The organism is Enterococcus sp. E5-37, from assembly GCF_035726925.1.
In the GTDB taxonomy this organism is placed as follows: Bacteria; Bacillota; Bacilli; order Lactobacillales; family Enterococcaceae; genus Enterococcus_B; species Enterococcus_B faecium.
The window spans coordinates 249,361-262,021 of the sequence record NZ_JAPMLG010000001.1; the positions used below are offsets into that span (position 1 = coordinate 249,361).

Sequence of the window (12,661 nt, forward strand, 5' to 3'; positions counted from 1 at the left end):
CTAAACCTAATGAGTCTCCCATGGTTTCATGGACGGCTTTTTGGGTTTTTCTTTTTGTTTTGGATACAGCCCTATATATCATGGAAAGGAGCAAAACATGCTGATTGAGAAAGTACTGAATAACAACGTCGTAATAACAAGGGATGAAAGAGATCGGGAAATGATTGTGATGGGAAAAGGATTGGCATTCAAAAAGAAGGTGGGTGACCCGATTCTTGACTCATGCATCGACAAAAAATTTCAGTTGACAAATGACGGACTTTCACAACAGTTCCAAGAATTGGCACAAGCGATTCCTCTTGAGTACTTAGAAATTTCTTGTGAAATCATTGAATATACAAAAGAGGCTCTGCAAGTCCATTTAAATGATTCTGTGTATATTTCATTGACGGATCACTTGTATACAGCTATCGAACGTCAAAAAATGGGGATCTTTGTGCCAAATGTATTGCTGTATGATATCAAACAACTGTTTCCTAAAGAGTATGCCATTGGGAAAAAAACAGTGAAGAAAATCTCGGATAAATACCACATCAAGTTATCAGAAGACGAAGCCGGATTTATCGCATTGCATTTAGTCAATGCACAAGGCATTCAAAGCCAGCAAGACAATACCTACCTGTTTACCACAACAATACAGGATATTTTAAATATCGTCCGCTATTACTATAAGATTACATTTGATGAAGATTCAGTCCACTTTTTTCGATTCGTCACGCACCTGCGTTTTTTTCTGACACGTGTTCTAGATGGAGCAAAATCAGAAGATGGAGAAGTTTCTGAGGAATTGTTCCAAGTTATTCAAAAAAAATATAAGGATACGTTTGGTTGCGTTGAGAAAATAGCAGACTTTTTAACCGGGGCTTTCGACTACCAGATGTCCACGGATGAAAAAATGTATTTAACGATCCATACTGCGCGTTTAGTGCATGAGAATCGTTGTAAATAAATAAAAAAGGAGGACAAATTAACAAGAACGTATGAAAATAAGGGTAGTGACATTCAGTTGGCTAAACCTTCCACTAATTAATTGGAGGGAATAGAAATGGGAAAATACCAGGAATTAGCAGAAAACATCGTAAAGAATATCGGAGGAAAAGAAAATATCCGTAGCTTGACACACTGTGTGACGCGACTTCGTTTCAAACTAAAGGAGGAAAATAAAGCAAAGGATGATGTTTTGAAAAAGATGGAAGGGATAGTCACCATCATGAAAAGCGGCGGGCAATATCAAGTTGTAATCGGGAATCATGTGCCAGATGTCTATGCAGAAGTACTGACAGTAGCCGGGATTTCCGATGAAGCAGAAGAAGAGGTTTCTTCAAGTAGTAATCTGTTCAATCGATTAATCGACATATTAAGTGGCTGTTTCCAGCCTTTTTTAGGTGCTTTGGCTGCAGCGGGAATGGTCAAAGGATTAAATGCTTTGTTCTTGTTTCTCAAATTTTATACTGAAGGATCGGGTACGTATATCATGCTGAATGGGATAGGGGATGCAATTTTTTATTTCATGCCAGTGATCTTAGGGTACACAGCAGCGAAAAAATTTCATCTGAATCCGATGGTGGGGCTCGTGATTGGTGCAGCACTTTGTTATCCGACTGTACAAGGAGCAGCACTACAAAGTGGTTTCCCTGATGGCAGTCCTGCGCCTTATAGCTTGCTGGGTCTTCCGGCTTATGAAACATTTTTGGGTATCCCATGGGTGGGCAGCAGTTATACCAGTAGCGTCGTACCTGTTATCTTCATTATCGCATTTGCCGGACAAGTCCAAAAAATTGCCAAGAAATGGATTCCTGCAGTCGTCCAGACCTTTTTGGTTCCTTTTTCTGTGTTATTAATCGCACTTCCTGCTGGCTTTTTGATTATCGGTCCGATTGTCAGTATACTGACAGATCTATTAAGCACGGGATTCCAAGCATTGATGGACTTTTCTCCAGCTGTGTATGGTGCAGTTCTAGGGTTTCTTTGGCAAGTACTGGTGATTTTCGGACTTCATTGGAGTATTATCCCTCTTGCGATTATGCAACTAGCGCAAAATGGGTGGAGTCAGATGTTAGTAGGCGTTTATGGCGCGAGTTTTGCACAGACAGCAGTGGTATTGGCGATGTATTTCAAGTTCAAGGATCAAAAAATGAAGGCGCTTTGCATGCCAGCTGTGATTTCAGGAATCTTAGGCGTAACAGAACCGGCCATTTATGGAATCACCTTACCGAAGAAGAAGCCATTTATTTACTCGATGATTGGTGGTGCTGTTTCAGGAATCTATTTGATGGCATCTGGAACAATCAGCTACACAATGGGTGGATTAGGGATTTTTGGGGTGGTAAACTACATCACGGAAACAGACGCCAGTGGTATGTTTCAAGCGTTTATCGGCATTGCTATTGCTTCGGTAATCGGGTTTTCGCTGACTTTTTTCTTTTGGAAGGATGAAGCAGGTGAAACAGATGCTATACAGAAAAAATCAGGTAAAGAAATTGTAAAAACACCGATACAAGGACAAATCGCTCCACTAAATGCAGCGAAGGATGCAGCTTTTGCTCAAGGAACATTAGGTCGAGGGATCTTGATCTACCCTGAAAAAGGAGAAGTACGAGCTCCTTTTGACGGAACAGTCATGACCTTGTTCCCGACGAAACATGCAATCGGAATGGTTTCTGAAACAGGGCTGGAATTGCTGATTCATGTCGGATTGGATACTGTGCAGTTGGAAGGGAAATATTTTGAAAGCTTAGTGCAGCAAGGAGAAAGAGTGAAACAAGGCGATCTGTTGCTACGCTTCGACAAAAAGAAAATCGAAAAGGAAGGATACAGTTTAGAAACACCTGTGATCGTCACCAATTACACGGATTATTTGGATATTTTGGAAAACCAAGGGGAGACGGTCGGGCCAGACGATGCACTTATCACCGCACTGACCTGAACGGTTAGGTGAAGAATGGAATAGGCTTAACTATTCTTTTTATTCCACTTCTTTATTTTCAAAATTGAAAGGCTCTTTCATGATGGCTGAGCTGATAGGGCGTTTATCGAATTTTTGACCGACAGAAATTAGATGGACTAAATTCTGTTGATAATTTTCTGCAAAAACACAACTATATAACACGTCTAGAAGATAACAAATTGATGTATTGATCGTAAAATTACCAATTTTTGAATACAGTCGCTCGCGTGTCGTAAGTCGCAAAGCGGCTGTACTCATTGCAGATAGCGTTGAATCACCGATACTGGTCAAAGCTAAAATTGGAACATGATTTTGTTTCAATATTTCTGCGGTACGAAGAATCACTTTATTTTCACCCGTATAAGAAATCAGGATCCCGCACATATCGCTCGTGCAATTGTACGCTTCATAGAATGATTCACCAAAAGTGGTGACAATTGTGACATCCATTTTGATGCGCTTCATTTTCAGCATGAAATCTTGAGAAATCAAAGTATTCGAGTTACTGGCGAAGATCACGATTTTTTTTGCCTGGAGCAGTAAATACTTGGCTTTTTGCAGTTGGTCATGATGAATGAGAGAAAGTGTATCTTGAATCGTCATCTGTTCTAAAGAAGCCATTTTATTTGCGATCGTCATAATACCGTCTGTGGTGGAAAAAGGAAGATTCGCATCTACGTCTTGAAAATTCCCTTCAAGATAGGCTGTTTCAGCTAAAAAAGCATTACGAAAACTGACCCAGCCATCAAAACCCATTTTTTTTGCTATACGGATGAGTGTGGACGGGTGGACATAACATCGCTCAGCGATCTCTTGGATGGTCATTTCGCCAAGTGCTGGAGAATCGCTTAAGAGAAACTGGATCACTTCATTTTCTGAAGGAGAAAAGGAGATTTCTTTGATTTTTTCACGTAATAACATGTAGATACCTTCTTCTTATTTTTTTACGTAAATTATAACTTTTTTGAAAATGATTTGTAAACGGATTTATACTATATAACTTAAAATAGACATTTTTTGACAAGATATTTACAAAAATCCATTAGAAAACACTAACTTTTGTAAATGTTACTGGAAAGAAACGGATTTCTATTGTTTGTTTTGTTTACAAAAAAGATAATGAAAGTGTAAAAAAGTAAAGGAGTGAGAACATGGCAAAAGGAATCAAAATCGCTACGATTGGTGGAGGCAGCAGTTACACCCTGAGTTGATGGAAGGATTTATCAAAAGATATGAGGAATTACCGATACGAGAAATCTGGCTCGTAGATGTAGAAGAAGGAAAAGAAAAGCTTGAGATCGTTAGTCAGATGTCTCAGCGTATGTGGGATGCTTCTCCATATGAAGTCAAGATCTATGCAACTCTGGATCGGGAAGAAGCATTGAAAGATGCGGATTTTGTTACGACTCAGTTTCGTGTCGGTCAATTAGATGCACGAATCAAAGACGAGCGGATCCCTAGTTATTATGGGATGATTGGGCAAGAAACAAATGGTGCTGGCGGGATATTCAAAGCTTTTCGTACCGTTCCAGTCGTTTTGGCAATCGTTGAGGACATGAAGCGTTTATGTCCAAATGCTTGGCTGATCAATTTCGCGAACCCAAGTGGGATGGTGACAGAAGCAGTTATCAGATATGGCAAATGGGATAAAGTGATTGGATTATGCAATGTGCCAGTGATGGCGATGATGACAGAACCAGCAATGCTTGGCAAGAAAAAAGAAGAGCTGATCTACAAGTTTGCCGGTCTAAATCATTTCCATTGGCACAAAGTAGCAGATAATAAAGGAAATGACCGCACGGCAGAATTGATTGATCGTTTATACGATGAAGATAATGGATTACCGAAAAATATCTTTGATATCCCGTTTTTCAAAGAACAATTAAAACAAATGAACATGATCCCTTGTGGCTACCACCGCTATTACTACCGTGAAGAAGAAATGCTGGAACATGCTTTAGAAGAATATCAAACGATTGGTACAAGAGCGCAGCAAGTGAAAGAAACAGAAGCAGAGCTATTTGAATTATACAAAGATCCAGAATTAGACCATAAACCTGAACAATTGCAAAAACGAGGTGGCGCTTATTATTCAGACGCTGCCTGTGAAACGATTGCTTCAATCTATGGAAATAAAGAAACACAGATCGTGGTATCTACAAAGAATGATGGAGCTGTTCCTGACCTGCCGGCAGATTGTGTAGTAGAAGTCACTGCCTATGTTGGCGCACAAGGAGCGAGAAATGTAGCGTTTGGTTCTCTTCCTGCTGCTGAAAGAGGCTGGTTGCAAGTAATGAAGAATATGGAATTGCTGACGATCGAAGCAGCTGTGACTGGTGATTATGGGAAAGCTTTACAGGCGTTTACGATCAATCCGCTTATACGATCAGGAAAGACAGCAAAACGGATCATGGATGAGTTGTTTATTGCACACCAGCAGTATTTACCGCAATTCAAGGAGACAATCAGCCGATTAAAAGAAGAAGGAATCGAAGTTCAAGATGAACTGGCAAGAGAATTATCAGGTAATACACATATAATGGAGGAAGTATAATGGGATTCAGAAAAGATTTTTTATGGGGCGGTGCTACAGCAGCCAATCAATGTGAGGGCGGTTATGATGAAGGTGGACGCGGACTAGCAAACGTAGATGTTGTGCCAATCGGAAAAGACCGTTTTCCTGTTATCACCGGAAAGAAAAAAATGTTTGAATTTGATGAGGATCATTTTTATCCAGCAAAAATTGCAATCGATATGTATCATCGTTATAAAGAAGATATTGCTTTGTTTGCAGAAATGGGGTTCAAGACTTATCGAATGTCCATCGCCTGGAGTCGTATTTTTCCAATGGGGGATGAGAAAGAGCCGAATGAAGCTGGCTTGAAATTTTATGAGGATGTCTTTAAAGAATGCCAAAAGCACGGAATTGAGCCACTTGTGACGATTACGCATTTTGATTGTCCAATGCATTTGATCAAAGAATATGGTGCGTGGCGTTCCAGAGAACTCGTTGGTTTTTATGAAAATCTGTGTCGAGTCATCTTCAATCGCTATAAAGGACTTGTCAAATACTGGCTGACATTCAATGAGATCAATATGATCCTTCATGCACCATTCATGGGCGCAGGGCTGTATTTTGAAGAAGGAGAAAATGAAGAACAAATCAAATATCAAGCGGCACATCATGAGTTGGTTGCAAGTGCCATCGCAACGAAGATTGCTCATGAAGTAGATCCGGAGAACAAAGTAGGCTGTATGCTGGCAGCAGGAGCATATTATCCATACACTTGCAATCCTGAAGATGTTTGGGCTTCTAGAAAATCAGATCGAGAAAATTATTTCTTCATTGATGTCCAGTCACGAGGAGAATATCCCGCTTATGCATTGAAAGAAATGGAGCGAAATGGCATTCAGATCGAAATGGAACCAGGGGATGCCGCATTGCTGAAAGAACATACTGTTGATTTTATCTCTTTTTCTTATTATTCTTCCCGAGTTTCGACTACCGACAACGAACTCTTGGAACAGACTGCAGGAAATATCTTTGCTTCTGTCAAAAATCCATATCTGCAAGCAAGTGAATGGGGGTGGCAAATTGATCCATTAGGCTTGAGAATAACGATGAATGATATTTATGATCGTTATCAAAAACCATTATTTATTGTAGAAAACGGCTTAGGTGCAGTCGATACGCCAGATGAAAATGGTTATGTGGAAGATGATTACCGAATCGATTACCTGGCAGCGCATATCCAGGCGATGAAGGATGCAGTAGAACTAGACGGAGTCGATCTATTAGGCTATACGACTTGGGGATGTATTGATTTAGTATCAGCTGGTACCGGTGAGATGAAGAAAAGGTACGGATTCATTTATGTCGATCGTGATAACCAAGGAAATGGCACATTAGCCCGTTCAAAGAAAAAATCATTCAACTGGTATAAAAAAGTAATTGATTCAAATGGAGAAAATCTTTCGAACGATTGATCAATGATTTATAAAAGTCTATTGTTTTTCAGCGGATTTTTCGAGTATAATAAAGCTATTCGAGAAACGCAAGCAGAACAATAGACTTTTTTTCGCATTGGCTGTAAAGTATGCTTACTTGATTAAGTAAAGGAGAATCTACATATGTATGATGTAATCGTTATTGGCGCAGGTCCTGCTGGGATGACTGCTGCTTTATATGCTTCACGTTCAAACTTATCCGTATTGATGATCGAACAAGGTGCCCCTGGCGGCCAAATGAACAATACGGCAGAAATCGAAAATTATCCTGGATTCGATTCGATCATGGGCCCCGATCTAGCTTATAAGATGTATGAAAGTGTCTCAAGATTTGGGACAGAAAATGCTTATGGAATCGTTCAAGATATCAAGGATCACGGCAGCCATAAAGAAGTCATCTGTGAAGATAAAAGTTACGAAGGAAAAACAGTCATTATCGCAACAGGATGTATCCACCGTAAATTAGGCGTACCTGGCGAGGAAGAATTTGCTGGACGAGGCGTTTCTTACTGTGCAGTCTGTGATGGTGCGTTTTTCCGTAACAAACGTCTAGTAGTCATCGGGGGTGGGGACTCAGCAGTAGAAGAAGCCATCTATTTGACACAATTTGCTTCTGAAGTAGTGATCGTCCACCGTAGAGATGAATTACGTGCACAAAAGATCATCCAAGACCGTGCATTTGCAAATGAAAAAATTTCCTTTATGTGGGATACAGTCGTTGACGAAATCGTTGGAAACGAAATGGTAGTGACAGGTGTGAAAGCACGTAATGTCAAAACCGGCAATGAATTTGATTTAGCAGCAGACGGAGTATTCATCTATGTTGGACTGGATCCATTAACTGCACCTTTTAGAGAAGCAGGTTTGACGAACGAAGCTGGCTGGATTCCAACAGACAACGAAATGAAAACGAATATGCCAGGCGTTTTTGCCATCGGAGATGTTCGTGAAAAAGATTTGCGACAAATCACTACAGCTGTTGGTGACGGCGGTATTGCTGGACAACAAGTGTATAAATACTTGGAGTCTTTGGAAGAAACAACAGCATAAGTTTAAAAAGAGTGAAAGAACGGTTTCAATTGTTCTTTTACTCTTTTTTTTCGCGTGAAATTTACTGAATCTGATTTATGCGAACACGTCCAACACCTTTTGATAAAAGAATCCTTTCTTGATTTAAGCGTTTTTTGGTCCTCATACTTTCATATCTAATAAGTGAATGCTATACTTATTAAGAACCATATTTCAGAAAGAGGTGTTATTTTCATGTCTTGGGAACAAGTGTATGAACAATGGGTACATGAAGAAAATTTAGAAGAAAACTTAAAAAAACAATTAAATGATCTGGGTGAAGATCCTGAAAAACTTGAAGATGCTTTTTATGCACCGTTGGAATTCGGTACTGCAGGCATGCGGGGAATCTTAGGACCTGGGATCAATCGAATGAACATCTATACGGTAAGACAAGCAACAGAAGGACTAGCACGTTTCATGGATACACAAGGTGAAGAAACAAAACGCCGAGGTGTCGCTATCGCTTATGACTCACGCCATCAGTCACCAGAATTTGCAATGGAAGCAGCCAAAACACTGGCACATCACAATATCCCGTCTTATGTATTCGAAAGTCTGCGTCCAACACCAGAGCTTTCTTTTGCAGTTCGTCATTTGAAGACGTTTGCGGGAATCATGGTAACCGCATCTCACAACCCAGCGGCTTACAATGGATATAAAGTCTACGGAGAAGATGGCGGACAAATGCCTCCTGCAGACGCAGATGCATTGACGAAATATGTCCGTGAAGTCAGCAATCCGCTAAAAGTCGAAGTATTATCTGACGAAGAAGCTAAACATAGCGGGTTGATCACGATCATCGGAGAAGAAGTGGACGCTGCTTATCTAGAAGAAATCAAAGCAGTGACGATTGATCGTGAATTGGTTGAAACAATGGGGAAAGATTTGAAACTTGTGTACACGCCACTTCATGGAACAGGGAAAATGTTGGGCGAACGTGCGTTGAAACAAGCTGGATTCGAACAATTCGTACTAGTTCCCGAACAAGCTGTGGCAGATCCAGATTTCACTACGGTCAAATCGCCAAATCCAGAAGAACATTCAGCTTTTGAATATGCTATACGACTTGGAGAAAAAGAAGGAGCTGACTTGCTGATTGCAACAGATCCTGATGCAGACCGTTTAGGCGCAGCGGTTCGTTTGCCAGATGGTTCTTATGAAGTATTGACTGGGAACCAACTCGGAGCATTGTTTGCTCAATATATTTTGGAAGCACATCAATCAAGAGGCACTTTACCAGAAAACGCAGCGGTATTGAAATCAATCGTTTCCAGCGAATTGCCTACAGCAATTGCGGAACACTACGGTGCTACCATGTTCAATGTGTTGACAGGGTTTAAATTCATTGCTGAAAAAATCCAACAATTTGAAGAAGACCATTCACATACTTTTATGTTTGGATTCGAAGAAAGTTATGGTTATTTAGTTAAACCTTTTGTTCGCGATAAAGACGCGATCCAAGCATTGCTTTTATTAGCAGAAGTAGCAGCTTACTATAAAAAACAAGGCAAAACGTTGTATGACGGCTTGCAAACGATTTTTGAAACCTATGGCTATTTCGCAGAAAAAACGATTTCTGTGACAATGAGCGGACAAGAAGGTTCTGCGAAAATCTCTGCTTTGATGGAAAAATTCCGTAAAGAAGCACCGACAGAATTTGCCGGAGCAAAAGTTATTCAAACAGAAGACTTTAAAGAATTGACGCGAACAGACCGTGAAGGAAACGTAGAAAAACTCACAACACCGCCATCCGACGTATTGAAGTATACATTGGAAGAAAATGGCTGGATTGCTATCCGCCCTTCAGGAACTGAGCCGAAAATCAAGTTTTATATTGGTGTAAAAGGAAGCTCTACAGAAGACGCAGCCGAAAAAGTAGCCTCTTATGAAGCGATTATCAAAAAGATGACAGAAGAATAAAAAACTTGAGACTGATGGAAAAAGTGGTAAACTTTAGAAGTCAGTCTTTTTTCAAGTTGGAGGTGAATGGATTGCCAGACACGCAAAAATCAAAAGTAGAGAAAGTCAGTCAATTATTCAAAATGTTGAGTGATCCCACTCGTCTTAAAATTCTGCTATATCTGAAAGACGGGGAACAAAATGTGACAGCAATCACCCAAGCAGTGGAAATGGAGCAGTCTGCTGTATCGCATCAACTACGTTTATTAAGAGAAAATCATGTCGTCAAGTCTCATCGCGAGGGAAAAGCGATTTTGTATAGTCTTGATGATTCTCATGTACTGGATATTTTGAACCAGACACTCAAACATGTGGAACATCAATAACGATAGGTGCAAATAGATAAACACTGGAGTGTGACAACGAAGAAATTTCGTTGTCACACTCCAGTGTTTTTTAAGAAAAAGACAAAAATGATTAATCGCTTTTTTCTGTTGTTTCAGTTCCATAATAACTATGATCTTCTAGGTCTAAAGCATTCAAAATAAGCGAAGCCGTTTCTTCAATAGATAAAGATGCCACATTGATCACTACACATCCTAGTTTTTCATAAAGATCATTCGCAAAATCGAGTTCAGCTCTAATTTTTTCGATATCGGAATAAGCAGTATCAGGGTTTAATCCGTAAGAGCGCATCCGTTCTTTACGGATATTATTTAAAATATCTGGGTTATTCGTCAGTCCCACGATTTTTTTAGGATCGATTTCCCACAGCTGTTTGGGAATATGTGCTTGGGGAATCAAAGGTAAATTGGCAACTTTTAAATTTTTATTTGCTAAAAACAAGCTCAAAGGCGTTTTGGAAGTTCGGGATACCCCTAGCAAAACGACATCTGCTTCTAAAAAACCACGAGGATCTTTCCCATCATCGTATTTTACAGCAAATTCCATTGCTTTGATCCGTTTGAAATAGTTCTCATTCAATAAATGGAGGGCACCAGGTTGCCGAATTGGCTTGATACCAGTTAAACGTTCAATTTCTGATATCGGTGGCGTCATCACATCGAAACTAAATAATTGATGTTCTTCACAAAAAGAACGTGTTATCTCGATCAGTTCTTGATTGATTAATGTATGCAGGACAAGTGCTTTTTCTTCTAATGCATCTTGCAATGCCTGCCTTAATGTTTTTTCATCTGTCACGAACGTTCTGCGGAATAGGTTGAACTCAACGGTAGGATACTGAGCCATAGTAGCTTGCGCTAGTTTTGTCGCAGTTTCTCCAGCAGAGTCGGAGATGACAAAAAAAGTAACGATTTCTGTAGAATCGGAAGACATGGATAAAACCTCACTTGCATTTTTTTTATGTTTATTATACCATACTCTAGAATGCGTACTTCGTAATCATTTTGATTTGGAGGAATAAGTCATGAAAAAACAGACATTGATCGAACAATCATTAGAAACATTGAAAAATAACGGTTTTAAATATACTAAAAAAAGAGAAGCATTGTTAACTTATTTAGTGAAGCGTAACCGCTACGTATCTGCTAAAGAAGTTTTTGACTATATGAATCAGGAATTCAAAGGGGTAAGTTATGATACGATTTATCGGAATCTCCATGATTTTGCAGAGATCGATTTACTGGAAGAAACCGATTTAAATGGAGAAATGAAGTTTCGTTTTCATTGCTGTCAGGGGGAAATCGGCCATCACCATCATTTTATCTGTACAGTGTGCGGAACAACGAAAGAAATCCATATGTGTCCGATGAATTATTTCGAAGAACAGCTAGGCGGATGCACGATCGAAGGGCATAGATTCGAGATTTTCGGAAGATGTGAAAATTGTCAATAAGGATTTAAATAAAATAACATTTGATAATTTTAAAAAAAAGCAAGATTTCCTTGACGGTCAAAACAGCATTAGATATAATATTTACAGGACAGTCTTGTTTTTTGAGATATATTTCAATAACAATTACGGTTACTTTTTAAGCTCGGAGGGAGGGAATTAACATGTCAAAAACAGTCGTTCGCAAAAACGAATCACTTGACGATGCTCTTCGTCGCTTCAAACGTTCCGTGTCAAAAGCGGGTACTTTACAAGAATCTCGTAAACGTGAATTCTACGAAAAACCAAGTGTAAGACGCAAGAAAAAATCTGAAGCAGCTAGAAAACGCAAAAAATTCTAGTTCTGTGATGAATTGGAGTTGGTAGTGTGTCACTACTAAGTAGATTAAACGATGACATGAAAGCAGCGATGAAAGCCAAAGATAAGGAATCTTTACAAGTCATCCGAATGATCAAGTCATCTATACAAAACGAGCAGATTAAAGAAGGTCACGACTTGACAGAAGAAGAAGAACTAACGGTGTTGTCTCGTGAAATGAAACAGCGACGTGATTCTTTGCATGAGTTTGAAGAAGCAGGACGTGACGATTTAGCTGAAAAAGTAAAAAGTGAAATTGTAATAGTCGAAAAATATATGCCGGAACAACTTTCCGACGAAGAAATTCGACAACTTGTTCAAGAAGCAATCACTCAAACTGGTGCTTCATCAATGAAAGAATTTGGCAAAGTTATGGGTGCAATTATGCCTAAAGTCAAAGGAAAAGCAGATGGAAACCAAGTAAATGCGATTGTGAAAGAACTATTACAATCTTAATTTTATCATTTAAACTGCGGACAGTGATTGTCCGCAGTTTTTTGTGTTCGTAAAAAAAGAACTAAAA

At 39.5% G+C, this 12,661-nt stretch carries 11 protein-coding genes and 1 pseudogene; 10 read left to right on the forward strand and 2 right to left on the reverse strand.

Annotated features, from left to right (window positions below):
• Positions 1-97 precede the first annotated feature (97 nt).
• Together licT and OS138_RS01205 are read left to right on the forward strand one after the other, a co-directional pair.
• A complete protein-coding gene (licT, locus tag OS138_RS01200; RefSeq protein WP_002327764.1) occupies positions 98-949 on the forward strand; it encodes a BglG family transcription antiterminator LicT in 852 nt (283 codons plus the stop codon).
• A gap of 96 nt (positions 950-1,045) precedes the next feature.
• Positions 1,046-2,926: a beta-glucoside-specific PTS transporter subunit IIABC gene (locus OS138_RS01205; protein WP_325069589.1), complete on the forward strand. Its 1,881-nt coding sequence runs from the start codon at positions 1,046-1,048 to the stop codon at positions 2,924-2,926.
• Between the two features lie 39 nt (positions 2,927-2,965).
• Here the strand turns inward: OS138_RS01205 and OS138_RS01210 are convergent, their stop codons facing one another.
• Positions 2,966-3,868, reverse strand: a complete 903-nt coding sequence (locus OS138_RS01210; RefSeq protein ID WP_002334136.1) for a MurR/RpiR family transcriptional regulator — start codon at positions 3,866-3,868, stop codon at positions 2,966-2,968.
• Between the two features lie 230 nt (positions 3,869-4,098).
• Here OS138_RS01210 and OS138_RS01215 point away from each other — a divergent pair.
• The 5 genes and pseudogenes from OS138_RS01215 (at position 4,099) to OS138_RS01235 (ending at position 10,311) form a co-directional block, all read left to right on the forward strand.
• A pseudogene (locus tag OS138_RS01215) lies at positions 4,099-5,501 on the forward strand (6-phospho-beta-glucosidase).
• Positions 5,501-6,934 (forward strand): 6-phospho-beta-glucosidase, encoded by a 1,434-nt coding sequence (locus tag OS138_RS01220; RefSeq protein WP_002289178.1) that lies wholly within the window; start codon positions 5,501-5,503, stop codon positions 6,932-6,934. The pseudogene OS138_RS01215 and the gene OS138_RS01220 overlap by 1 nt, the downstream one beginning before the upstream one ends.
• 144 nt (positions 6,935-7,078) lie before the next feature.
• Positions 7,079-8,005 (forward strand): thioredoxin-disulfide reductase, encoded by a 927-nt coding sequence (gene trxB, locus OS138_RS01225; protein ID WP_002296150.1) that lies wholly within the window; start codon positions 7,079-7,081, stop codon positions 8,003-8,005.
• Positions 8,006-8,218: 213 nt separating this feature from the next.
• On the forward strand, positions 8,219-9,946 hold the full coding sequence (locus OS138_RS01230) for a phospho-sugar mutase (protein WP_002334138.1): 1,728 nt from the start codon (positions 8,219-8,221) through the stop codon (positions 9,944-9,946).
• 14 nt (positions 9,947-9,960) lie between these two features.
• A complete protein-coding gene (locus OS138_RS01235; protein ID WP_002321425.1) occupies positions 9,961-10,311 on the forward strand; it encodes an ArsR/SmtB family transcription factor in 351 nt (116 codons plus the stop codon).
• A 91-nt stretch (positions 10,312-10,402) separates the two neighbouring features.
• On the opposite strand, the gene OS138_RS01240 is transcribed toward OS138_RS01235, so the two are convergent.
• Positions 10,403-11,263, reverse strand: a complete 861-nt coding sequence (locus tag OS138_RS01240; protein WP_002296156.1) for a pyruvate, water dikinase regulatory protein — start codon at positions 11,261-11,263, stop codon at positions 10,403-10,405.
• Between the two features lie 91 nt (positions 11,264-11,354).
• On the opposite strand from OS138_RS01240, the gene OS138_RS01245 reads away from it, so the two are divergent.
• The 3 genes from OS138_RS01245 to OS138_RS01255 all read left to right on the forward strand — a co-directional run bounded on the left by OS138_RS01245 (position 11,355) and on the right by OS138_RS01255 (position 12,594).
• Positions 11,355-11,783, forward strand: a complete 429-nt coding sequence (locus OS138_RS01245) for a Fur family transcriptional regulator (protein WP_002287322.1) — start codon at positions 11,355-11,357, stop codon at positions 11,781-11,783.
• 161 nt (positions 11,784-11,944) lie between these two features.
• Entirely contained in the window at positions 11,945-12,121 is a 177-nt protein-coding gene (gene rpsU / locus OS138_RS01250; protein WP_002287321.1) for a 30S ribosomal protein S21, read from the forward strand.
• Between the two features lie 26 nt (positions 12,122-12,147).
• Positions 12,148-12,594 carry a GatB/YqeY domain-containing protein gene (locus OS138_RS01255; RefSeq protein WP_002287318.1) on the forward strand — a complete coding sequence of 149 codons (447 nt, stop codon included), beginning with the start codon at positions 12,148-12,150 and terminating at the stop codon, positions 12,592-12,594.
• The last annotated feature ends 67 nt before the right edge of the window (positions 12,595-12,661 follow it).